Genomic DNA, 23,823 nt, shown 5'->3' with positions numbered 1-23,823 from the left:
ACTGCGAATCTGCGGTTAACCCCGCGCGGGTTGGACCGCACCCGCCACCCACCACCCAGCGGGCGCCCCCGCCCCACACACCCCTCCGCCGAAGGCGAAAAAGACAGCAACCCGCACGGCGGGAAAGCCAACAACGTGGGGGGTTGACGCGGACGCGAATGGGCAAAGGTACGTCCCATGACGGTGATCGACAGAAGACGGCTCCTCGCCGCCGCAGGCGGCCTCGCTCTCGCCGGGGCGACCACGGCCTGCGGCACCAACACCGGCCGCAACCACACCGGTTCGGGCCCAGCGCTGGCGCAGTGGTACCACCAGTACGGCGAACCCGGCACCCAGCAGGCGGTGCGGCGTTACGCCGCCGCGTACAAGAAGGCGAACGTCACCGTCCAGTGGCGGCCGGGTGACTACGACCGGCAGACCGCCGCCGCGCTGCTCACCGACGCGGGCCCCGACGTCTTCGAGGTCAACGGCCCGCTGCTGGAGCAGATCCAGGGCGGTCAGGTGGCGGACCTGACCGACCTCGTCGCGCCGGTGAAGGACGACTTCAACCCGGCGGTGCTGGCGCCGAAGATCTGGCAGGACAAGATCTGGGGCATCCCGCAGACCGTCGACACCCAGGTGCTCTACTACCGCAAGAGCCTGCTCAAAGCGGCGGGCGTGCAGCCGCCCCAGAGCGTCGACGAACTGGTGGACGCGGCAAAGAAGTTGACCACCGGCAAGGTGAAGGGGCTGTTCCTCGGGAACGACGGCGGCGTCGGGGTGCTCAGCGGGACACCGCTGTTCGCCGCGGGGCTGAGCCTGATCACCGAGGACGGCAAGCCGGGGTTCGACGACCCGGCCGCGGCCCGGGTGTTGGCGAAGATCCGGCAGTTGTACGCGGACCGGTCGCTGCTGCTGGGCGCGCCCACCGACTGGTCCGACCCGGCGGCCTTCGTCCAGGGGTTGACCGCCATGCAGTGGTCGGGCCTGTGGGCGCTGCCGCAGATCACCAAGGCGCTGGGCGACGACTTCGGGGTGTTGCCGTTCCCGAAGGACGGCCCGCACGGGAAGCCGACCGTCCCGGTGGGCGCGTACGCGTCGGCGGTGAGCGCCCGCAGCAAGCACCTCGCGGCGGCCAAGGCGTTCGCCAGGTGGTTGTGGATCGACCGGACCGACTTCCAGCAGGACTTCGCGCTGTCCTACGGGTTCCACATCCCGGCCCGGCTCTCCCTGGCGAAGCGGGCCCGGCAGCTCCAACAGGGGCCGGCGGCCGAGGCGGTGCGGCTGGCGACCGAACACGGCTACGCCGAGCCGCTGTTGTGGACCAGCGTGGACCGCAACGCGTATCAGGACGCGCTGAGCCGGATCATCAAGGACGGGGCGCATCCGGAGACCGAGCTCAAGGCGGTGCTGCGGAAGGTCAACGCCGAGTTGCAGCGGGTCAGGAGGAAGTGAGCGCGCGCACCGCCCGGCTGCTCGGCCCGCAGCGGCGGAATCTGTGGTTCTGGGTGTTCGTCGGGCCGTTCGCGGTCGGGCTGGGCCTGTTCACCTACGTACCGCTGGTGTGGAGCGTCTACCTCAGCTTCTTCGACGCGCACAACACGGTGAACCCGACGCACTTCATCGGCCTGGACAACTACGCCGCGATGCTGAGCGACGACGCGTTCCTCGGCAGCCTGGGCACCTTCCTGCTGTTCACCGCGTTCATCGTGCCGGCCACCTTCGCGCTGTCGCTCGCGCTGGCGCTGATGGTGAACCGGCTGCGGGTGGCCCGCGCGTTCTTCCGCTCGGTGTTCTTCCTGCCGACCGCGTGCTCGTACGTCGTGGCGTCGCTGATCTGGAAGCTGTCGCTGTTCAACGGGGTGCGCTTCGGGCTGGCGAACACGGTGCTCGGCTGGTTCGGGATCGACCAGGTGGCGTGGCTGTCCACCACCAGTCCGCCGTGGTACTGGCTGGTCATCGTCACCGTGCGGCTCTGGCTCCAGGCCGGCTTCTACATGATCCTCTTCCTGGCCGGACTCCAGCGGATCTCCCCGCAGTTGTACGAGGCGGCGGCGGTGGACGGGGCCCGGCCGGGCTGGCAGGTCTTTCGGCACCTCACCTTCCCGCAGCTGCGGGCCACCTCGGTGGCGGTGCTGCTGCTCCTGGTCATCAACTCCTTCCAGGCGTTCGACGAGTTCTACAACCTGCTGAGCGACGCCCGCGGTTACCCCCCGTACGCCCGCCCGCCGCTGGTGTACCTCTACTACACCGCGCTCGGCCGGGACCAGAACCTCGGGCTGGGCAGCGCGGGCGCGGTGATCCTGGCCCTGATCATCGCGGTGGCGACGGTGGTCCAGGCCCGTTGGTTCGGACTCGGCCGCAAGGAGGAGTGAGACGTCGTGCACGATGCCCTGACCCGGGCCGGACGGGCGCTGCGCGTGGTGCTGTTGGTGGCACTGGCGCTGCTGTTCCTCGTCCCGTTCTACCTGCTGGTCCGCAACGGCCTGGCGAGCGAGTCCGACATCACCGCGCCTGACTGGACGTTCTTCCCGCGGACGTGGCACTGGTCGAACCTGACCGAGGTGTTCGCGGACCCGGATCTGCCGCTGGCCCGGTCGTTGCTCAACTCCGCGGTGATCGCGGTCTCGACGACCGTCGGCACGGTGGTGCTGGCCTCGATGGCCGGCTACGGCCTGGCCCGCATCCCCTACCGCCACGCCTCGGTGGTCTTCTACGCCATCCTGGGCACGCTGATGGTCCCGGCGGCGGTGACCTTCGTCCCCAGCTTCGTCCTGGTCTCCACGCTCGGCTGGATCTCCACCCTGCGCGGGCTGGTCATCCCGACCCTGTTCAGCGCCTTCGCCTGCTTCGTGTTCCGCCAGTACTTCCTGGGCTTCCCCAAGGAGTTGGAGGACGCGGCGCGGGTGGACGGGCTGGGGTACTGGCGGACGTACTGGCGGATCGTGGTGCCCAACGCCCGGCCGGTGTTCGCGGCGGTCGGCACCATCGTCTTCATCGGGGCGTGGAACTCCTTCCTGTGGCCGCTGGTGATCGGCCAGGACCAGTCGGCCTGGACGGTGCAGGTGGCGCTCTCCACGTTCACCACCGCACAGAACCTCAATCTGCACGAGCTGTTCGTGGCCGCGGGCGTCTCGATCGTCCCGTTGGTGGTGGTGTTCCTGCTGCTCCAGCGGTACATCGTGGCGGGCGTGGAGCGCAGCGGCATCGACGACTGAGCCGGCGCCCGGCCGCCCCGCGCCACCGGGCGGGCCCCGTGGCCCGATATGCCGAACCCGTGGGCACCGGGCCGTGGATGGGGTACGGTGCGTGCCATGTGCACGCACCCGTTCATCCGTGAGGCGGCGCCGCGCGACCGCGGCCCTCACGGCGCGTGCGCGCCCCGCGGCCTGAGCTTCCTGCGCCGCCGCGGCCGGGTGGGCTCGCCCCCACCGGCCCACTGTCCCAACGCCTGAAGCCCCGCGGCGCTCCCCAGGGGAGCCGTTATGTCGCCGTCCGGGCGCCGGCCCCCTCGCCTTCCCCTCCCCCCTTTCCCCCTTTCCTCCCTTTTCCCCTTCCCCAACTCGGCCCGAAGGAGGACCCGTTGACGACCCTCGACGCCACCGACTCCCCCGCTCCCGCCCCCGCCCTGCGCCCGCACCGCATCCCCGCCGACGGCCTCTACGAGGGCCGCCGGATCCTGCGCCGCACCCCGGGCGACTGGCCGGACCGCCCCTACGAGCTGTTCGAGGTGGTGCCGCTGGCCGCGACCATCGGGGCGGAGATCCGGGGACTGGATCTGGCCCGCCCGCTGTCCCCGGCGCTGCGGGCGGAGCTGAACCGGGCGCTGCTGGAGTGGAAGGTGCTGTTCTTCCGCGACCAGCACCTCAGCTCGGCCGCGCAGCGTCAATTCGCTTCCCATTGGGGGGAGTTGGAGACCAACCCGCTACTCGCCCCGGGAGACGCGAAGGAGGTGGTGCGGTTTGACAAGGCGGCCGGTGGCGTGCCGACGTTCGAGAACGTATGGCACACGGACGTAACCTTCCGCGAGCGGCCGGCGATGGGGGCGGTGTTGCAGCTGCGCGAGGTGCCGGAGTCGGGCGGGGACACGCTGTGGGCCGATATGGCGGCGGCGTACGACAATTTGCCGCCGGAAATCCGGGAGCGGATCGATGGGGCCCGGGCGGTGCACGACTATCTCCCGGGGTTCTCCCGTTTCTACTCCGCCACTCAACTTGCGCCATTCCAGGATGAGTTCCCGCCGGTCGTCCATCCGGTGGTGCGCCGGCACCCGGAGACCGGGCGGCGGATGCTGTTCGTCAACGCGTCGTTCACCACCCGGATCGTGGGCCTGCCGGTGGCGGAGAGCGACCGGCTGCTGCGGTTGCTGTTCCAGCAGGCGCACGTGCCGGAGTTCCAGGTGCGGTTCCGTTGGCGGGCCGGCGACGTGGCGTTCTGGGACAACCGCGCCACCCAGCACTACGCGGTCTTCGACTACGGGGCGCGGCGGCGGGTGGCCGAGCGGGTGGCGATCGCCGGGGACCGGCCGTTCTAGGGGCGCGGCGGCCCCGGGGGCCGGGGCGGGGTCTCGGGCCCGCGTCGGGGCTCACCGCTCGAAGGCCGCCGTCCCGTCGAGGCGGGCGCCGCGCAGCAGTGCGGCGCCCAGCGGCGTCAGGGTGTGCAGCACGGCGTTGCCCTGGCGCAGCGTCGAGAGCAGGCCGGCGTCCCGCAGGACGGTGGCGTGCTGGCTGGCGGAGGCCAGCGAGACGTCGACGCGGCGGGCGAGTTCGCTGGTGGTGCAGCCGACGCCGATGCCGTGCAGGATCGCCGAGCGGGTCTGGCCCACGAGGCGGCCCAGCGAACGGTCCGGCGGGCAGGGCGGGGTGAGCCGGGGCGCCGGGTGCTCGACCGGGTAGACCAGGACGGGCGTCAGGTCGGGGTTGTAGAAGGTGACCGGGGTGCGGCGGCAGAAGTAGGAGGGCAGCAGGAGCAGCCCCCGGCCGCCCAGGTGGAGGTCCCGGTCGACCGGGTAGTCGGCCTCCAGGACGGGCGGGCGCCAGCGCATCATCGGGGGCAGCGATGCCAACAGCCGGTCCGCGCCGCCGTCCAGGAGGGCCCGGCCGCGGGCCGCCCGGTCGGCCTCTATGCGGCTTTGGACGCGGTGCCAGTAGGGGGCGACGGCGGCGTCGTGGTAACTCTGCAGTATCCCGGCGAGCCGGCCCAGCGCCCGGGTCTCGCCGTCGGCCATGGCGCGTATCCAGGCGGGCAGCGGGCGGCCGGCGACCGGCGTGAGCCGGACGAGCTCGTCGTGCAGCCGGTGGGCGGGCGTCTCGCGCAGCGCGGCGAGCGCCTCGTCCATGCCGAGCAGGCCCTCCGCGGGCGTCAGGAAATCCGGGAAATAGCCGCGGCTGGGCACCAGCGGTGCCAGCAGACGCGTTTCGCCATTCAACCTTCCACGGGTTTCCGATCGCCAACTGCCGAACGTGGAATCGTCGCGCCGGTCGCGAAGTCGGTGAAAGCTTAAGACCGTCTCCCACAGCGCATCCGGGCGTGCGGCAATCCGCACGCGGGCCAGATCGAGTCCACTGAAATGGACGCGTAACACCGAACCCCCACTCTTTGGTTATCTCCCTGGGCCCCCGGCACGCCTGAGTATGCACGCCGCCACGTGCGGTCACCATGCCCTTTTGGCCAGACTTGAAAAGGGTCGCGCGGGGCCCCGCCTGCGGTGAATGCTGGAGGCAATTCAACGGCGGTGCGCACGGCCCGGATTGCTCGATCCCGTGGGGGGTGATGGGCAAACAACCGGCCCCGCGGCGTCCGTTGGAGGCCGCCTCCCACGCCGACTGGGAGGACGGCAGCTCCCGAGGGGGGAGTCCGGAGAAAGCGAAGGCGGCACCTGTGCGCACAGGTGCCGCCTTCGCCGTGCGTCAACTGGCCCTATCCGGCGGATCGTTGGCCGTATACGGTCGGCGGCGACGCCCCGGGACCGCCCCGCAGGGCCCCCGCCACCCCCGAGAGAGACCGCCATGACCACCCTCGCCGTGACCGGGCACCTGGACCTGACGGGCCGCACCGAACGCCTGGTCCTGGACGCCCTGACCACGCTGCTGCACGCCCACGCCGACCGGAAACTGGTCGGCGTCAGCTGCCTCGCCCGCGGCGCCGACACCCTGTTCGCGCAGGCGGTGCTGGCGGCCGGCGGCCGGCTCGTCGTCGTCCTGCCGTCCCGCGACTACCGGGCGGCCAAGGTCCGGCCCGACCACGCCCCGACCTTCGACCGCCTCGCCGCCGTCGCCGAGGTCGTCACCATGCCCTACGCCACCGCCGACCGGCGGGCGTACGAGGCCGCCAACGGCGAGCTGCTCCGGCGCGCCGACCGCCTGGTGGCCGTCTGGGACGGAACTCCCCCCACCGGCAAGGGCGGTGGCACCGCGGACGCCGTCCTTCAGGCGCGCGCGGCGGGCCTGCCGGTCGAGGTGATCTGGCCGGCGGGCGCCGTGCGCGGCGCCTGACCGGGCCGGCGCGGCGCACGGACGCGCACGGGGCCGAGGGCGGCACCTCCGCACAAGGTGCCGCCCTCGGCGGGTACCGGAGTGGCGACGGGCGTTGAGGGTTCAGGCTGTCCGCCGCCGGATCCGGGGGTTCGGTGGGGCCGGTGGCCCCGCTGGTCAGCGGCTGTCGCTGCCCTTGGGACCGGTGGAAACAGCCGCCGCGCGGCCCGCCTCCAGCCGGGCGACCGGGATGCGGAACGGGGAGCAGGAGACGTAGTCCAGGCCGACCTCGTGGAAGAAGTGGACCGAGTCCGGGTCGCCGCCGTGCTCGCCGCAGACGCCCAGCTTGAGGTCGGGGCGGGTGGCCCGGCCGGCCGCCGCGGCGCTGCGGACCAGGGAGCCGACGCCGTCCCGGTCGATGGTCTCGAACGGGCTGACGCCGAAGATGCCCTTCTCCAGGTAGGCGGTGAAGAAGCTGGCCTCCACGTCGTCCCGGGAGAAGCCCCAGACGGTCTGGGTGAGGTCGTTGGTGCCGAAGGAGAAGAAATCGGCGGACTCGGCGATCTGACCGGCCGTCAGCGCGGCCCGGGGCAGCTCGATCATGGTGCCGAGGGTGAGCTTGAGGCTGACGCCGCGGGCCTTCTCCACCTCGGCGATGACCTGCTCGGCCTCCTCGCGGACGATCTCCAGCTCCTGGACGGTGCCGACCAGCGGAATCATGATCTCCGCGCGCGGGTCGCCCTTGGCGTTCTTCCGCTCGGCCGCGGCCTCCGCGATGGCCCGCACCTGCATGGCGAACAGGCCGGGGATGACCAGGCCGAGGCGGACGCCGCGCAGGCCCAGCATCGGGTTCTGCTCGTGCAGCTTGTGCACGGCCTGGAGGAGGCGGAGGTCGTTCTCGTGCTTCTCGTGGCGGGCCTCGGCGAGCGCGACCCGGACCGAGAGGTCGGTGATGTCGGGCAGGAACTCGTGCAGCGGCGGGTCGAGCAGCCGGACGGTGACGGGCAGGCCGTCCATCGCCTCGAACAGCTCGATGAAGTCGGCCTTTTGGAGCGGCAGCAGCTCGGCGAGGGCGGCGTCCTTGTCGGCGTCGGTGTCGGCCAGGATCAGCCGCTCGACCATCTCCCGGCGCTCGCCGAGGAACATGTGCTCGGTGCGGCACAGGCCGATGCCCTGGGCGCCGAACCGGCGGGCGCGGGCGGCGTCCTCGGCGTTGTCGGCGTTGGCACGGACCCGCAGCCGGCGGACCCGGTCCGCGTAGGCCATGATCCGGTGGACGGCCTGCACCAGCTCGTCGGCGTCGTCGGCGCCGGCGTGCATCCGGCCCTCGAAGTACTCCACGACCGGGGACGGCACGACGGGAACCTCGCCGGCGTAGACCTTGCCGGTGGAGCCGTCGATGGAGACGACGTCGCCCTCCTCGATGACGGTGCCGTCGGAGGTGGTCAGCCGGCGGGCCTTGGTGTCGACCTGGAGCTCCTCGGCGCCGCAGACGCAGGTCTTGCCCATACCGCGGGCGACGACGGCGGCGTGCGAGGTCTTGCCGCCGCGGGAGGTGAGGATGCCCTCGGCGGCGATCATGCCGTTGAGGTCGTCGGGGTTGGTCTCCCGGCGGATCAGGATGACCTTCTCGCCGGAGCGCGACCACTTGACGGCGGTGTAGGAGTCGAAGACGGCCTTGCCGACCGCCGCGCCCGGGGAGGCGGCGATGCCCCGACCGATCAGCTCGGACTGCGCGTCGAGGTCGAAGCGCGGGAACATCAGCTGCGCCAACTGCCCGCCGGTGACCCGCTGGAGGGCCTCGGCCTCGTCGATCAGGCCCTGGTCGACGAGCTGGGTGGCGATCCGGAAGGCGGCGCCGGCGGTGCGCTTGCCGACCCGGGTCTGGAGCATCCACAGCTTGCCGCGCTCGATGGTGAACTCGATGTCGCACAGGTCCTTGTAGTGCGTTTCGAGCGTCTCCATGATCCGCATCAGCTCGTCGTACGACGCCTTGTCGATCGACTCCAGCTCGGCGAGCGGCACGGTGTTGCGGATGCCGGCGACGACATCCTCGCCCTGCGCGTTTTGCAAGTAGTCGCCGTAGACGCCCTGGTGGCCGCTGGCCGGGTCGCGGGTGAAGGCGACGCCGGTGCCGGAGTCGGGGCCGAGGTTGCCGAAGACCATGGAGCAGACGTTGACCGCGGTGCCGAGGTCGCCGGGGATGCGCTCCTGGCGGCGGTAGAGCTTGGCGCGGTCGGTGTTCCAGGATTCGAAGACCGCGCGGACCGCGAGGTCCATCTGCTCGCGCGGGTCCTGCGGGAACTCCCGGCCGGTCTCCTTGGTGACGATCTGCTTGAACTGGCCGACCAGTTCCCGCAGATCGGCGGCGTCGAGGTCCACGTCGACGGTGACGCCCTTGGCGTGCTTGGCCTCCTCCAGCGCCTCCTCGAAGAGCTCGCCGTCGACGCCCAGCACGGTCTTGCCGAACATCTGGATCAGGCGCCGGTAGGAGTCCCAGGCGAACCGCTCGTCGCCGGCCTGCGCGGCGAGGCCGGAAACCGACGCGTCGGAGAGGCCGATGTTGAGGACGGTGTCCATCATGCCGGGCATGGAGAACTTCGCCCCGGATCGCACCGATACCAGCAGGGGGTCGTCGGCCTGCCCGAGCTCCTTGCCCATCTTGCGCTCAAGGGCGTCGAGGTGCTCGGAGACCTCGGCACGCAGTGCCGCCGGCTCGCTGCCGCTCTCCAGGTAGACCTTGCACGCCTCGGTGGTGATCGTGAAGCCGGGCGGGACGGGAAGCCCCAGGTTGGTCATCTCCGCGAGGTTGGCGCCCTTGCCACCGAGGAGGTCCTTGAGGTCCTTGTTCCCCTCGGTGAAGTCGTAGACGAACTTCACGGAGGAAGACTGGCTGACGTGGGGATCTTGTGTTTCCGGCACGGCTCTGACTCCTCGCCGACGGGCTGCCCTGACGGCGAGGAACATACCCAGATCGAAGGCGTATGGGTACGTCCACTTGGTCGACATACGTGCGTAACCCGGCGTCAGCCAGCAGATCGAAAGTGATCATGCATTTCGACCATCGTTTACTACCTGAAAGCATCACTGCACTCCGCAGTCGCATGCCAGCGAACCATTACGCTACGCAGCCATTTGCTTGATGAGTTGAACGCAAGAGGGTTGGCACCCGGTGCCACCTATGCGAGAGGTGGAGCCCACATGATCGCGCTCATCTGAGCGCAACCCCTATCAAGGGTGGCGAGAATCACGCGCTCATGTGTGCAGTGGGCCCGTCATTTGGACCCTCCGCGGCGACGCGATCAAGGAACGCATCGACCAGAACCCGGGCCCGCTCCCGTACGGCGGGCAACTCCGCGCGCAATTCGGCCACCAGCCGCTCCGGGTCGACGCCCACCCGGGCCGGGAGCTGCGGATCGACCCCGTCGAACCAGGCCCGCAGCACCTCGGGCGTCACCTCCGGGTGGAACTGCACGCCCAACGACCGCCCCACCACGAACGCCTGGGAGGCGACCTCGTTGCGGGCCAGCTCGCGGGCGCCGGGCGGCAGCCGCCAGCGGTCCCCGTGGAACTGGAACCACGGCCCGGGGCCCACCAGTTCGGGGGCGTCGGTGGCGATCCGACGCCAGCCCAGCTCGAAGCGGGGTGCCGGCGTCACCTCCCCGCCCAGCGCGGCGGCCAGCGCCTGTCCGCCGAAGCAGATGCCGAGGACCGGGACCCCGGCGGCGTGGGCGGTGCGCAACAGGGCCAGTTCCGCCTCGATCCAGGCGTTGCGGCGGGTCACCGACCACGGGGCGCCGAGCGCCAGTATCAGGCCATAGTTCGTCGCCGGCGGAAACGCCACCTCGACGTCCGGAGTCGTATACCGGCTCGCGGGGACGACCAACAGCTCGTCGAGCCGGTAGCCCCGTTCGGCCAGCCGCTCGCCGACGTGGCCGGCGGTGGACATGTGGTCGTGCACGATGACCAGGGCGCGCATGGCCGTCACTTCCCTCCCGTGCTGCGGGCCCAACGGCCCGTGCTGGACGGTGCGTTCGGGGTTTTTGGGTTCCAGTTCCCCGGTGCCGCATGGTGCCGCCCGACGGGTCCGCCCGGAAGACGGCGGGGCGCAACGGCGCGCGCGGGCGGGGCCGCGGCTTCCTTCCCGCGCCCCGCGGACGAATTCCGGTTCCGCGCTCCGCGCCTTTTCTTTCCCGGCCGCGGCTTTCCCGCGCACCGTCCCGCACCGGATCGTTTCGCGCCGTTCCGCGCCGTCGGCGCGCCATTCCGCACGGTATTCGGAATTCCCTTTCCGGGGGCGCGAGTTGTTCCGGGCACGGATCATTCCGACCGTTTCGAGCGATCCGTTGAGGGCGACGCGGATCGACGCGGATCACCGACCGCGGTTACGGATACGGATACGGATCGACAATGCGGCGGCCCCGATACCCATACGAGGATCAGCATCGGTATCGGGGCCGGAACGGGATCGGCGCTATCGGAAGGGGAATCGGAATCGGAATCGGCTTTGGGGCCGGTGAACTGCTCTCCCGTTACGGGGAGATGGGAGGGCGAGGGGGCCGGTCCGGTCAGCCGCCGGAGGTGTCCAGTTCGGCGTCCTCGCCGACGCCGGCGCAGTCGTAGGGGTCCTTGAGCCAACCGTCCGGCAGCACCACGCGGTTGTTGCCGGAGGTCCGGCCGCGCGGGCCGTCGGCGCCGGCCGGCCACGGCTGGTCGAGGTCGAGCTCGTGCAGCCCCTCCGCCAGCTCGGCCAGCGACGAGCTGATCGCCAGCCGCTTGCGCATCTCGGAGCCGACCGCGAAGCCCTTGAGGTACCAGGCGACGTGCTTGCGGAAGTCGATCACGCCGCGGGCCTCGTCGCCCAGCCACTCGCCGAGCAGGGTGGCGTGCCGCACCATGACGGCCGCGACCTCGCGCAGGTTGGGGGCCGCGGGCGCGCCGCCGCCCTCGAAGGCGGCGACCAGATCGCCGAAGAGCCAGGGGCGGCCCAGGCAGCCGCGGCCGACCACCACGCCGTCACAGCCGGTCTGGCGCATCATCCGCACCGCGTCGTCCGCCGACCAGATGTCGCCGTTGCCGAGCACCGGGATCTCCGGAACGTGCTCCTTCAGCCGCGCGATGGCGTCCCAGTCTGCGGTGCCGCCGTAGTGCTGGGCGGTGGTGCGGCCGTGCAGGGCGATGGCGGTGACGCCCTCCTCGACGGCGATCCGGCCGGCGTCGAGGTAGGTGAGGTGGTCGTCGTTGATGCCCTTGCGCATCTTCATCGTCACCGGCAGCTCGCCGGCGCCGCTGACCGCCTCCCGGAGGATGGCGCGCAGCAGCGGCCGCTTGTACGGCAGGGCGGAACCGCCGCCCTTGCGGGTCACCTTGGGGACCGGGCAGCCGAAGTTGAGGTCGATGTGGTCGGCCAGGTCCTCTTCCACGATCATGCGGACGGCCTTGCCGACGGTGACCGGGTCGACACCGTAGAGCTGGATCGACCGCGGGCGCTCGCTGGCGTCGAAGTGGATCAGCTGCATGGTCTTCTCGTTGCGCTCGACCAGCGCCCGGGTGGTGATCATCTCGCTGACGAAAAGACCCTTACCACCACTGAACTCCCGGCACAGCGTCCGGAACGGGGCGTTGGTGATCCCGGCCATGGGGGCCAGCACCACGGGGGGCTGCACCGCGTGCGGGCCGATCTGCAGCGAACTCATGCACCCCATTGTCCCGCACTGGACCGGAGGCCCCGCCGGGGGCCAAGCGGACCGGATCGTTGTAGCGTTCAACCATGCCTGACCTCAGCCGTCGGCGGCGTCTGCTCGTCCTGGCGATCTGCTGCATGAGCCTGCTGATCGTCAGCCTGGACAACACCGTCCTCAACGTCGCCCTGCCCTCGATGCAGCGTGAACTGCACGCCTCGGTCTCCGGTATGCAGTGGACGATCGACGCCTACACCCTGGTGCTGGCCTCGCTGCTGATGCTCGCCGGCTCGACCGCGGACCGGCTCGGCCGGCGCCGGGTCTTCACGGCCGGGCTGGTGGTCTTCGCGTTCGGCTCGCTGCTGTGCAGCCTGGCGCCCGACCTGGGGTGGCTGGTGGTGTTCCGGATGGTGCAGGCGGTCGGCGGCTCGATGCTCAACCCGGTCGCGATGTCGATCATCACCAACACCTTCACCGACCCCCGGGAGCGGGCCCGCGCCATCGGGGTGTGGGGCGGCGTGGTCGGCATCAGCATGGCCGCCGGGCCGGTGATCGGCGGGCTGTTGGTGCAGAACGTCGGCTGGCGCTCGATCTTCTGGATCAACGTCCCGATCGGCGCGCTGGCGCTCTTCCTCACCCTCCGCTACGTGCCGGAGTCCCGCGCGCCCCGGCCGCGCCGGGTCGATCCGATCGGCCAACTGCTGGTGATCACGCTCCTGGGCTCGCTGACGTACGCGATCATCGAGGCTCCGTCGACCGGTTGGGACTCGGCGGAGATCCTCGGGTTCGTGATGGTGGCGCTGGTCTCGCTCGTCGCCCTGCTCGGCTACGAGCGGCGGCGCCGGGAGCCGCTGATCGATCTGCGGTTCTTCCACAGCGCGCCGTTCGCCGGCGCCACCGTGATAGCGGTCTGCGCCTTCGCCGCGCTCGGCGGCTTCCTGTTCGTCAACACCCTCTACCTGCAGAACATCCGCGGCCTGTCCGCCCTGGACGCCGGCCTCTACATGATCCCCATGGCCGGCATGACGCTGGTCTGCGCGCCGCTGTCCGGGCGGTTGGTCGGCGGCCGCGGGCCACGGCTGCCGCTGCTGCTGGCCGGCTGCGCCATGGCGCTCAGCGGCGCCCTCCTCGCGGCCTTCAACACCGAGTCGGCGACCGGCCTGCTGTTCACCGGGTACGTCCTCTTCGGCATCGGCTTCGGCCTGGTCAACGCCCCGATCACCAACACCGCGGTGTCCGGCATGCCGCGCTCCCAGGCGGGCGTCGCGGCGGCCGTGGCCTCCACCAGCCGGCAGGTCGGGCAGTCCCTGGGGGTCGCGGTGTTCGGCGCCGTCCTGGCGGGCGGGGCGCACGCCGGCGCCAGCCACCCCGAATTCCTGGCCGCCGCCCACCCGGCCTGGTGGATCATCGTCGGCTGCGGCGGCGCCATCTTCCTCCTCGGCGCCCTCACCACCGGCCGCTGGGCCCGCACCACCGCCGAGCGCACCGCGGCCCTCTTCGAGGACGAGACCGCCCCGGACCACAGCCGGGCGCGCGCCGGCTCGTAACGGCAGGCGTTCGTAACGGCAGGGGCGCGCAACGGCACCGGCTCCTAACGGCACGGGCGCGTAACGCAGCGGCTCGTAGCGGTACCGGTTCAGCACGGCACCGGCCGCCCCGAAAGGGCCGCGCTACGGCGCCACGGTCGCCCGGTCGACCGCCGGCCCGGCCACCAACCCGGCCGCCCTCCGGGCCAGTTGGTCCAGCTCCCCCAGCCGCTCCCGGGACGCCTCGTCGAGCGGGGTGTAGCTGAGCATCTTCGAGCCCGGGTTGGGCCCCAACCACAGGTTGGTGCTGGTCAGTTGGAGGACGCCGACGACGGGGTGCCGGAAGACCTTGACCGCGCTGGTGGTGCGCTCGACTTCGTGCTGCGCCCATATCGCGCGGAACTCCGGCGACGCCTCCGTCAGTCGGGCCACCAGCGCCTTCCAGCCCGGCTCGGCGAGGTGCTCGGCCATCGAGGCGCGGAACTTGGCGGTCATCGTCCGGACCGTGGCGTCCCAGTCGACCAGACTGGCCCGCCACCCGGGGTGGGTGAAGGCCAACCACAGGCAGTTGCGGTCCTCTTCGGGCAGCGCGTCCAGGTCGCACATCAGCTGCCCGTAGGCGCCGTTGTAGGCGAGGATGTCGAACCGGCTGTTCTGGATGACGGCCGGATAGGGCGCCAGTTGGTCCAGGACCTCGCGCAGCGCCCGGGGGATGCCGGTGCACTCCTTGCCCGGCAACGGGTCGACGGCCCCGGCCAGCGCGAAGAGGTGGCTGCGCTCGGCGCGGTCCAGTTGGAGGGCGCGGGCGACCGCGTCCAACACCTGGGGGGAGACGTGGATGTCCCTGGCCTGCTCCAGGGAACTGTTCGCCGCTCCGGATACCGCGTATCCGGCGGGGTCACTTGCTCCTTCCAGCGGGTGACCCCCTAGGACACCCCTGGGGGACCGATGCCCACCGCCACCCTGACCGCCCCCGCCCTTGTCACCCTCGTTGACGGGCAACCCTTGCGCTCAAGGGTGAGCGTGAAGACTCCCACCACCACCGCCCCACTGTGCCGCCCCGACCTTGCGTTCAGCCTCCGACTGTCCCGCGCCTCCGACGAATCCTCTTCGCTGGACGTTCAGCTACGCGCCTGCCGCGCCAAAGCCGAAGCACTCGGATTCGACGCTGAGACCATCGAATGCGCTGCCCTGAACGCCTACGTGGACGACGGCGTTTCGGGTGGTTCAGCGCTGGAGTCCCGTAAGCGGGGCATGGTGCGGATCATGGCCGATCGTCCCGTGACCGTGATCGCGTGGAAGCTGGACCGGTTCGCCCGTAGCGTCACCGAATTCCACAAGCTCTTGATGTGGGCCGACGAGAACGGCGTTCGGCTAGTCACGACCGATGGCCTGTTGGACAGCACGGACCGGAGCGGTACCGGCCGATTCGTCGCCAAGCTCATTGCCCTTGTGGCCGAATGGGAATTGGACATCATCACGGAGCGCAGCACTTCGGCCCACGAAGAGCGCCGCGAGCAAGGGCGCTGGATATCCGGAAAGGCTCCCTTTCCCTACAAGGTCGAACGGCGCGACGGTAAGGCTTACTTGGCGGAAGACCCGGAAGCATTCGCGCTGGTTCGGAAGCAGATAGACGCGCTTCTCGCGGGCGGGAAGAACGGAAGTCTCGCGGCTACTGCTGAGCCGTTGCCGATCGGTCGGGCACAGTGGCGGAAACTCCTTCGCGGCGTGGTGCTGCGCGGTCAGCGAGAGTTCAAGGGTGAGCTTGTCACCGAAGCGGACGGTACCCCTGTCCAGTTCGGGCCGGAGGTGATCGACGCTGCGACATACAAGCGTGTACAGGATCGACTCAAGGAATTGGAGATTGGGGAGCGCGCCGAACGGCGGGACGCCCCGTGGCTGGCCGGAATGGTGGTCTGCTCTCAGGGGTGCAAGATGAACGGCGGACTGTCCGGCCGGAAGAAGCCCCTGTACAAGTGCGAGAACGGGCACGGGTCAATCATGGCGGACCGGATAGAGCCACTGGTGTACGCCGACTTCCGCGATAAGCACGGCAACGAGCCGCTTTACGAAGTCACCTACTCCGGGGGCATCGATCATTCGGCAGCGATGGAAGACAACACTGCACAGCGCCAGCGCATCACGAACGCCATTGCCAAGATGGGTGACGACGCTGACGACATGCTGACAAGCAAGCTCCGTGAACTCAAAGCCATGTACGCCCGCTTGGAGGCGGAACACGCCCCAGAGGTTACCGAGACATGGAAGCTGACTGAAACGCTGCTCTGGGAGGCATGGGAGGCCGCTACGGCCGACTCGCGGCGCGGACTTCTCGTTAACTGGGGGTGCAAGGTCACCGTCTACCCGAACGGCCACCCCGGGGGACGCGTCAGCGTCACTTGGACGCCCGTAGAGAAGTCGGCGGAGGAGCCGAAGCCTGCCACCTACCAGAAGGCCGCATAAGGCCATCTGAGCGCCGCTAACGGCCCGTTGCTGGGATTACCCCGGCGACGGACCGTTCGCGTTCCTGTGAAGCGCACAGAGGCGCGGGCAACCCGTGCGCTCCCCTCTTGAGGGAGGGTTCAGCGCCAAGGGTCGCAGCCAACGGCATTTGTTACGTATCCCAAGTGCTACGTACCCACTTTTCTATTTGTACGTGAGAAATACACAAGAAAACAGAAGACGTGGCACTCGCCACGCCCATTTTCGTAACGCCCATCAAGGGGAGGACCATGGGTTACTACACATGGGAGAGCGGCAGTCGCCGCACGCACTGCGCCCGCTGCGATCGGCCTCTCAGCGGGCGGCAAGAGATGGTGTGTTCACCTGCCTGCCGACAAGCCCTCAAGAGGGCGGCCAGTCGGACGAATGAACAACTCCGGGGAAGATCTTGCCCGCTCTGCAATGAGCTATTTGATCCGGTGAACCAGCATCACAAGACGTGCAATGAATGCGCCGCCAAGGAGCGCGAAGACGCTGACGCTGCCCGCTGGGATGCAATCTGCGGACTCGCCGGATGCCAGAACAACGCTGGCTGGGTGATGGGCGACCCCGCCAGTATTGCTCTCCGGCACACAGACAGAAGGCTTACCGACTCCGCAAGGGTGCTGGTGGGTGATTTCAGGAAACCCTTGCGCTCTAGTGATTATGTAGGGGTGCGTTGGGGTGCGCCCCGTGGCTGTTGAGTTATCCACTCCGGCCACGGGTCGCCCTTACCTCTGCATAGCGCATGGCAGTGCGCCCCATGAGCCCAAGCCCGGATTTCTGCTGAATGACCGCTGCCACGGTCACGGCAGAGGTCCGGGCTTTTTTCGTATCCAGAGCACTGACTCACGTGAGTCGGTGCTCACGATTCCCATTTCCACTGAGGAGCACCCCTTGAATCACGCCGAAATTGCAAACGATGCCATGGAGAAGCGAGAGGTGGCAGCAAATAAGCTGCGGAAGTTCTCCACGCAGACTCAGAATCGCTCTCTGACGCCTGATGAACGAAAGCAGGAAACTGCCCTGCTGGACGAAATAGCTGAATACGATACAACGACCAAGCGCCACATTACCGCCGCTGCCGTTGAGGATGAGGCTATGCGCGTTAACTCTCCACTCCAGGAGATGGGAGTCAAGCGCGATTTTGCAGCCACTCGCGGCAACGTCAATACGGCAACGGCTGGTGAACTCCTGAGCCGTTCCATTCAGGCAGCGCGCGGCGTCACCACGGCAGCGACTGGCAAGGCATTTTCCCCCGAAGAGATGGCGAATAAGTTCGTTGACCTTCTGGCTCCTCAGTCTGTTGTCATGACGTCCGGCGTTAATCGGGTGCAGACGAATGCCGAGACGTACTCGTTCCCGGTGGTCCGCTCGGATTTCACGGCCGGATTCATCGGTGAGCTTGATGACCTGCCAACCGGCGGTTTCGGCGCTGAGCCCTTGAAGGTCACTCCTCGCAAGATTGCCGCCGCAGACATGTTGGCAAATGAGCTTGTGGAGGACGGGGGTTCGGCGTTCATGAACCCGGTGGCCAAGTCGCTTATGCGGTCGGTTTCTCTCGGTTTCGACCGTGAGGCTTTGGTGGGCACGGGCGCCAACAAGGGGTTTGTGGGCATCGCAAATACGCCGGGAATTCAGACCCATGAGGTCAAGGGTGGATTCAAGGATCTTGACGCCTTCGTCGCTGCATTCGGGAAGCTCGAAGCGGTGAACTCGAAGGCCACGGCCGTTGTGATGCACCCGACCACGTGGGCGGGGCTTATGGCGCTGCGGGAAACGTCGGGTTCCCTGAAGCCCCTTCTGAGCGAGAGTGCCGGTTCGCCCACGGCTGGTGTTCAGCGGTCGATCCTGGGTGTTCCCGTGTGGATTTCTTCCTTCATGCCGAACACGGATGTTCTCGCCTACGAGGCGGACCAAATCTTTGCCGTGTGGCGTAAGGACGCGGGCTTTCAGATCTCCGACCAGTTCGGATTCCTGAAGGACGGCACAGCCGTTCGGGCGATTGCCCGCGCTACGATCGCCGTTCCCAACGCTGCGGCCGTCTGCAAGATCACCCTTTCCGCCTAAGAGGAGCACAAGCAATGACTTTCTTTGACCCTAACGAGCCGACCGTTCGCATTCACATGACCGGCCACATGTCCTATGGTCCGCCGAATTCTGAGGGCGAGGCGTCGCGCGTTCTACTGAATGGCGAAGAGTACGACGTTCCGCAGTCCGAGGCTAATTGGCTGACCGGTTCCGGGCTTGCTGATCGAGTCTGATCCGTGTTCGTAGAATTGCTCTCAGGGGTGCGCATTGACCGCGTACCCCTGGGGGTGGGCATGTGCATTCAGTGCCCCGACGACATAGGGGGGTACCTCACCGGAAAGGGGTGGGCTCGCAAGAGGGGGGCTGCCCACAAACTCAGCGACGGCCGCACGCTAATCGCGTTCAAGGTGCGCGAGATTCCCGGCACCGCTGAGAAGTTGAGCGACTGGCCTTCGTGGATGCGCCCCGCGTGGATGCGGCCGGAAGGTCGGGCAGTTCCCAGCGGAGACAACAGGCCGCGCGTTCCCGCGCGCTGCCGCTCGTGCCAGCGAATCGGCTACCGACTCAAGGAGCAATTGCCCGCAGATACGCGGCGCGATGAGCGCTCGGATTGCTGGGCCATCGAATGCAAGCGATGTCGTCCCGTGAATGACACGCGCCGTGACGCCTGAGCGCATTCACCCTGCCTTCCGCGCTGAAGGGGAGGGCAGAGTGCTCCGAAAGTTCAGCGGACATGTGCTCTGGCGATCCCGGCCCAAGCTCGAAAAACGTGTGCGTAACGAACACGCCCTTTGGAGTTGTTCTCCCTGAAAGGAGGTTCGCCCGTGAAGGTGACCCATTGCCAGCACAAGCCGTGCGGAAAGCCGTTCCCGAAGAATTCCGATGCGCGGCAGCGGTATTGCGACTCCCGTTGCCGCGTGGCTGCATCGCGCGCCCGGAAGGCAGCGGGGCAGAACGGCGGGCTTGCCGTCGTAAAGCCGCTGAACGCCCCGGAGAGTACCCCGGACCGATTCGATGACGTACGGGCACTCTGGGGTGCGTTGGTTCGCCAGATAGCCACTGACGGCTTCATGGTCATCGGTGCCAGCGGGCTTCCCGTCGCTCACCCAGCGCTCAGGTGCTTCTCTGCACTCCACTCCGCAATGCGGGACCTTGAGACGGGCACGGCGCCTGGCAGCGAGGGAAGCGCCCTGGAGCAGATGCAACGGCTAGCCCAACAGGCGCTTGACGAGTACGACGCGGAGAGCTTGTGATGCCCGACCAGCACCCGGTAAGCACTCAACTAGCCGCGCTTGCCTGCCGGTTGGCCGACATTCCCGATCCGCCGACGCATCCGTTGTGGGCTCCTTTTGCCGCCCTCTTCGCGGCGGAGATGGGGCGCGCTCCGATCCCTACCGACTTGTTCGCCTGCATGGTCTGTCCCTGCCATTTCTGAGACCACTGCCCCGATAGTCGCCCGTGCTGGGTGACTATCGGGGCTTTCCGCATTTGGACACCTTCGAAAGAAAGGCGCCTCCCCTGGCCAGCGGGGGCTCTTGCGAACAACAAGCAAGCATTCCCAAGGGATCTAGCTGCCTTCAATTCTTAGGCACCCTGGTCCCCGCTCGGGAGGGCTTTGAGACCCTGGTATGCCTCCCGAAGGTCGGAGGCTTCCGGCAACTGGCGCGCTTCCACGGCCTTGACGACTTCCAACGCTCGCCAGTGATTAGAGGGAACGACTCGGCCGGACAGTATTGCCCGCTGGGCTGCATTGCACGCTTCGTCCAACCGGTCACCGCTGAGCAGCGTCAACGCCAAATCGATGTTGGCTGACGCAACCCGTCGGGGCCATTTGTGGATATCGTCAGCCGGGGCTAGTCGGGCGATCACTTCGCGTGCGTACGTTTCTGCCGCCGTATCTCCGATCCATGCGAGCGTGGTTGCCGTGTAGGCCAGCGACTTACCGGGGTCGTACTGGTAGTGGTGTTCCGTGCCCTTTCGTAGCACCATCGCCGCTGACATTCGCTGGACCTTGTCAATCGCCGCGTACGTTTCTGTCGAATACCCGAGGCGCGCCCTTGCCCTGCCCTCCTGAGCCGTAGCCTGAATTTCGACCGAACTTCCTACGGGTGCTAGCTGCTGGGCGACTTGGGACAATTCCAGCGCTCGACCATAATCGCCATCCGTGAGCACACGCCAAGCATCCGTCTCGTAACACCAAGCCTCAATTTCTCGGTGTTCGGCGTGCTGCGCGAGAGTTGCCGCCGTTTGCAATCGAGCAGTAGAGGCGTGCTCTTGATTGAGATCGATATGGAGCGTAGCGGCCAGGAGTTGAAACCAGCCCCCAACGACATAGAGCCGACGCTGTTCGGCAAGTGTCATTCGCGCGTCCATTAGATGGGCGACGTAGGCAGAATGCTTGCGCACGCGCTCCAACAATTCCTGCGGCGGGGATACCGGGTATTTCATGGCCAGCTCATCAAAGGCGTTTTCGAGTCGGCTCAATGTCTCCTTTCCCACGTCGCTTGCAGACACCCGCCGCGTCAACTCGAAGGCGTCGAACTCGTCATCAGTCGTGGGAGGTGCAACAGAAATCCATCCGCTAGGCGGTTGCGGCAACAAGTACGCGTCGGGGACGAGTAGAGACTCAAGCTCATTTGCCGTTACTTCCAGCGCTTTAGCGATCTTCGGCCTTTGCCAGGGCTGAGGGCCGGTCTTTCCGTTCTCCCAACGCTGGACAGTGGAACGGTCAACGCCCACCGCTTCCGCGAACTCTTCTTGATTGAACCCGCACGCTTTCCGGCGCTCCGCGAACCTCTGCCGTCTGCTGGTCATCGTTGCCGGTCCTCCCCTCGCTGGCTCTGTCCGCCCTGGTCAGCGTAGCCAGTGCGGCCTAGCTGCGGCAGGACTGCGGCCTTTCTGCCGTGGTGCTGCCCCCAGTTACGCAGTTCCGTGGTCAGACGCAGTACCCCCGCGACCGTCCGACCGGTCCGGGGGCGTGGCCACCAACCCCGGGAGGTTGACGACATGCCCAATACAACCAGACTCCTGACCCGGTTACTGCGACGGTTCCTCCCCGCTGGAGGGCGCCACCGGGCACCGGAGTCCCGCCCGTTCGTCGCGCCCGTTCAGGCCGTCCCTGCGCCCCCCGTGCCCGCGCTGAGGGGTGAGGACATCGGGCTTGTCCGCCCGTACCTCGTAGCCCATGAGCGACGCCAACAGGCGCTTCGGCAGAGTCGCCGTTCCCTCGTGCTGGCCACTGCGGGAATGGACCTTCCGGAGGTGCCCCAGTGGTCGTGAGCGGCAGCGAGTCACAACACGACGGGGCGGCGATCGGCTTTCTCCAAGACGCTTGTCAGCCGCTCCGGTCGGCGCTGGCCGCGTGGCCGAAGTGCACATGCGGGCACCCTCAATGCCCCGACCAGGGCGATGACGAGCCGCAGCACGACCGCGCGGCCGACGATCTTTCGGAGAGCCCCACCATGCGGCGGGTGCGCGCCGAAATGGCCCGTCAGAAGAGGCGGGGGCGGTTGTGAGCACCGCAACGGACGCCAAGCCCGCCCGAAAGCGAAAGCCGAGAAAGGCCCCGGCGAAGCGCCCCAAGTCCGCCCCTGCCCTCACCTACGAAGCCTTGTGCACCATCTGCGCCGGGTGCTTCGGGCACCGCGAAACGTGGTGCTCCGACTGCTGCGGGTTCGGCGGCTGCAAGCCTTGCAATTACCGGGGCCGTGTCCCCTGCCCCCTCTGCGCGGGCGGGAAAGGAGAGCCGTTCCGATGGTGAAAAGATTCCTCGACCGGATGGCTTGGCCCACGTTCGTATTCGTTGTGGCCGTTCTCGTCGGCGCCATTCCCACCATGGCCGCTACCGGCCACCTATAAACTCCCGTCCCTGCCGAACGTCACCGAATCATGCTCCCCCGCATCAATTCGGAATCTCGGCAGGGGCGGGGCTCACACACCGACAGTCGTAAGGAGTCTCGCAGTGAGCACTGCCCGAAACCGACTGAAATTCGCATGGTTAGAAGTCACGGGATTCTGCAACGAATTCTGTGACCACTGCTATGCCGACTCGTCCCCCAAGGGGACTCACGGCACGATGACCGTGGACAACTGGCGCGGCACCATCGATCAACTCGCCGACATGGGCGCCGCTGACGTTCAGTTCATCGGCGGGGAACCGACCCTCTACCCGGGCCTTCCGGAGCTGATCCAGCACGCGCACGGGGCGGGGCTGTCCGTCGAAGTCTTCTCGAACATGACCCACATTCGGGATGAGTTGTGGGAAGCGTTCACGCAGCACGGCGTCAAACTCGCTACCTCGTACTACTCCGACACCGCTCAGGAGCACGACGCGGTGACCAACCTTCGCGGCTCCCACAAGCGCACGCGGAACAACGTTCAGAAGGCACTCAGCCTGAACATTCCCGTGCGGGGTGGAGTCGTCGCGGTTCAGAAGGAACAGCGCGTTCAAGAGGCGCTGCAAGACCTCCAAACGCTCGGCGTGGGCCAAGTCGGCGGAGACCGCACACGGGCGTTCGGAAGGGCCAGCAAGGGCGCAGCACCGACCATCGCTGACCTCTGCGGGCACTGCGCACATGAGAAATGCGCTATCGGCCCGAACGGCGACGTGTGGCCGTGCGTGCTGGGGCGCTTCCTCAACATCGGCAACGTACTGCAATCCCCTCTCGCCCAAATCTGGGGTGGCGCCCAGATGGAACAGGTGCTGGCCGATATCACGGCGGTTCACGGCGAAGGGGCGCAGTCATGCACGCCCCCGCAATTCCTCCCCATGTGCGGCCCGTGCGGGCCGTGTCCCCCGTCCGTGGGTCACTGCGACCCAAGGGAGGCAAACGCGTCAGCGGAGACGGCTACGATCGCCGCACCCGCGTAACCAGAGACCCGCAGGAGCGCACAAATGGACGATCACGGGGACGACTTCGCCATGTGGTTTCAAGAAGGGCAGGGGGGTGCTCAGCGGTCTGAGGAACAGTGGCTTGTGATCGCCGGGTACGTGCGGCATGCCGCCCTCAAGCTTCTTGGCCCGGGAACGATTCCGCTATGTCTTCCCGGTGAGCCCCAGGAGTGCGGACGCACAGCCCAACAGCACGTGTTGGCGTGGAGTGCCCAACTCAAGGCGGTGGCCCAGCACTTGATCGAGGATGCGGCCCCGTCTCCGGCACGTGCCGCCCACGTGGCCGGAGCGCTGTACCAAAGGCGGCTGGCAGAACTGCGAGCCCAGAACCCCCCAGTGCACCCTACGCACTGACCAGTGAGGCCCCGTTCATGCGCTGCCCCCGTGGTGCATGGGCGGGGCTTCGTGCTGCTCAGGCGAACGCCGTCCGGCACGTATCCCGAAGGGTGTACCGTTCGAGCCACGTGTACCACGTCACGCCCACGGCGCCGAGTTGGGCGACCTCCTCGCGGCGCAGGCCCGGGGTGCGGCGGCGGCTGCCGCGCGGCAGCCCGACCTGCTCGGGGGTGATCCGCTCGCGCCGGCTGCGCAGGAAGGCGGCCAACTCCGCCCGCCGGACCGCGTCGTCGGCGCGGTGCCCGCCGCCGCGCGGCGGCGCCGTCCCTGCCGCGCCCGTCGTGTGCGGCGCCCTCGCGCCCGGCCGGGCCGCCCCGCGGGCCCCCGTCGCATCTACGCTCGCATCCACGGTCATGCGTCCAGCG

The 23,823-nt window shown here is 68.2% G+C and carries 15 protein-coding genes and 2 pseudogenes; 10 read left to right on the top strand and 7 right to left on the bottom strand.

Annotation, left to right across the window (positions count from 1 at the left end):
• Positions 1–177: 177 nt before the first annotated feature.
• The 4 genes from ACFVFQ_RS34240 to ACFVFQ_RS34225 all read left to right on the top strand — a co-directional run bounded on the left by ACFVFQ_RS34240 (position 178) and on the right by ACFVFQ_RS34225 (position 4,513).
• Positions 178–1,434: an ABC transporter substrate-binding protein gene (locus ACFVFQ_RS34240; protein WP_383423691.1), complete on the top strand. Its 1,257-nt coding sequence runs from the start codon at positions 178–180 to the stop codon at positions 1,432–1,434.
• Positions 1,431–2,354, top strand: coding sequence for a carbohydrate ABC transporter permease (locus tag ACFVFQ_RS34235; protein ID WP_383423689.1), 924 nt, complete (start codon positions 1,431–1,433; stop codon positions 2,352–2,354). Before ACFVFQ_RS34240 ends, ACFVFQ_RS34235 begins: the two co-directional genes overlap by 4 nt.
• 6 nt (positions 2,355–2,360) lie before the next feature.
• The gene (locus ACFVFQ_RS34230) at positions 2,361–3,197 is read left to right on the top strand and encodes a carbohydrate ABC transporter permease (protein WP_383423687.1); all 837 of its coding nucleotides are present in this window, start codon (positions 2,361–2,363) and stop codon (positions 3,195–3,197) included.
• A gap of 365 nt (positions 3,198–3,562) precedes the next feature.
• Positions 3,563–4,513 (top strand): TauD/TfdA dioxygenase family protein, encoded by a 951-nt coding sequence (locus ACFVFQ_RS34225; protein WP_383423685.1) that lies wholly within the window; start codon positions 3,563–3,565, stop codon positions 4,511–4,513.
• Between the two features lie 51 nt (positions 4,514–4,564).
• On the opposite strand, the gene ACFVFQ_RS34220 is transcribed toward ACFVFQ_RS34225, so the two are convergent.
• Positions 4,565–5,407, bottom strand: a complete 843-nt coding sequence (locus tag ACFVFQ_RS34220; RefSeq protein WP_383423683.1) for an ArsR/SmtB family transcription factor — start codon at positions 5,405–5,407, stop codon at positions 4,565–4,567.
• A gap of 580 nt (positions 5,408–5,987) precedes the next feature.
• Here ACFVFQ_RS34220 and ACFVFQ_RS34215 point away from each other — a divergent pair.
• Entirely contained in the window at positions 5,988–6,473 is a 486-nt protein-coding gene (locus tag ACFVFQ_RS34215; RefSeq protein WP_383423681.1) for a hypothetical protein, read from the top strand.
• A gap of 156 nt (positions 6,474–6,629) precedes the next feature.
• Here ACFVFQ_RS34215 and ppdK read toward each other — a convergent pair whose 3' ends face one another.
• The 3 genes from ppdK to dusB all read right to left on the bottom strand — a co-directional run bounded on the left by ppdK (position 6,630) and on the right by dusB (position 12,157).
• Complete coding sequence (ppdK, locus tag ACFVFQ_RS34210; RefSeq protein ID WP_383423678.1) at positions 6,630–9,374, bottom strand: pyruvate, phosphate dikinase; 2,745 nt, start codon at positions 9,372–9,374, stop codon at positions 6,630–6,632.
• A gap of 325 nt (positions 9,375–9,699) precedes the next feature.
• Positions 9,700–10,431, bottom strand: a complete 732-nt coding sequence (locus tag ACFVFQ_RS34205) for a type 1 glutamine amidotransferase (protein WP_383423676.1) — start codon at positions 10,429–10,431, stop codon at positions 9,700–9,702.
• 589 nt (positions 10,432–11,020) lie between these two features.
• Positions 11,021–12,157, bottom strand: coding sequence for a tRNA dihydrouridine synthase DusB (dusB, locus tag ACFVFQ_RS34200; RefSeq protein ID WP_383423674.1), 1,137 nt, complete (start codon positions 12,155–12,157; stop codon positions 11,021–11,023).
• A 65-nt stretch (positions 12,158–12,222) separates the two neighbouring features.
• On the opposite strand from dusB, the gene ACFVFQ_RS34195 reads away from it, so the two are divergent.
• A complete protein-coding gene (locus ACFVFQ_RS34195) occupies positions 12,223–13,680 on the top strand; it encodes an MFS transporter (protein WP_383423672.1) in 1,458 nt (485 codons plus the stop codon).
• Between the two features lie 123 nt (positions 13,681–13,803).
• Here ACFVFQ_RS34195 and ACFVFQ_RS34190 read toward each other — a convergent pair.
• Positions 13,804–14,517 (bottom strand): annotated as a pseudogene (locus ACFVFQ_RS34190) (XRE family transcriptional regulator); the annotation flags it as partial.
• Positions 14,518–14,682: 165 nt separating this feature from the next.
• Between ACFVFQ_RS34190 and ACFVFQ_RS34185 the strand changes: the two are divergent.
• From ACFVFQ_RS34185 to ACFVFQ_RS34175, 3 genes are all read left to right on the top strand, one after another.
• The gene (locus ACFVFQ_RS34185; RefSeq protein ID WP_383423670.1) at positions 14,683–16,122 is read left to right on the top strand and encodes a recombinase family protein; all 1,440 of its coding nucleotides are present in this window, start codon (positions 14,683–14,685) and stop codon (positions 16,120–16,122) included.
• A gap of 915 nt (positions 16,123–17,037) precedes the next feature.
• Positions 17,038–18,210 (top strand): phage major capsid protein, encoded by a 1,173-nt coding sequence (locus tag ACFVFQ_RS34180; protein WP_383423668.1) that lies wholly within the window; start codon positions 17,038–17,040, stop codon positions 18,208–18,210.
• A gap of 14 nt (positions 18,211–18,224) precedes the next feature.
• Positions 18,225–18,404 carry a hypothetical protein gene (locus ACFVFQ_RS34175; RefSeq protein ID WP_383423666.1) on the top strand — a complete coding sequence of 60 codons (180 nt, stop codon included), beginning with the start codon at positions 18,225–18,227 and terminating at the stop codon, positions 18,402–18,404.
• 1,351 nt (positions 18,405–19,755) lie between these two features.
• On the opposite strand, the gene ACFVFQ_RS34170 is transcribed toward ACFVFQ_RS34175, so the two are convergent.
• The gene (locus tag ACFVFQ_RS34170) at positions 19,756–20,985 is read right to left on the bottom strand and encodes a helix-turn-helix transcriptional regulator (protein WP_383423664.1); all 1,230 of its coding nucleotides are present in this window, start codon (positions 20,983–20,985) and stop codon (positions 19,756–19,758) included.
• A 1,147-nt stretch (positions 20,986–22,132) separates the two neighbouring features.
• On the opposite strand from ACFVFQ_RS34170, the gene ACFVFQ_RS34165 reads away from it, so the two are divergent.
• A complete protein-coding gene (locus tag ACFVFQ_RS34165) occupies positions 22,133–23,041 on the top strand; it encodes a radical SAM protein (protein WP_383423662.1) in 909 nt (302 codons plus the stop codon).
• A gap of 472 nt (positions 23,042–23,513) precedes the next feature.
• On the opposite strand, the pseudogene ACFVFQ_RS34160 reads toward ACFVFQ_RS34165, so the two are convergent.
• Positions 23,514–23,813: pseudogene (locus tag ACFVFQ_RS34160) on the bottom strand (XRE family transcriptional regulator); the annotation flags it as partial.
• Positions 23,814–23,823: the final 10 nt, after the last annotated feature.

Source organism: Streptomyces sp. NPDC057743 (assembly GCF_042798755.1).
Classification (GTDB): domain Bacteria; phylum Actinomycetota; class Actinomycetes; order Streptomycetales; family Streptomycetaceae; genus Streptomyces.
The sequence above is the reverse complement of the archived record's forward strand: the minus strand, read 5'-3'. Positions and strand labels throughout refer to the sequence as shown.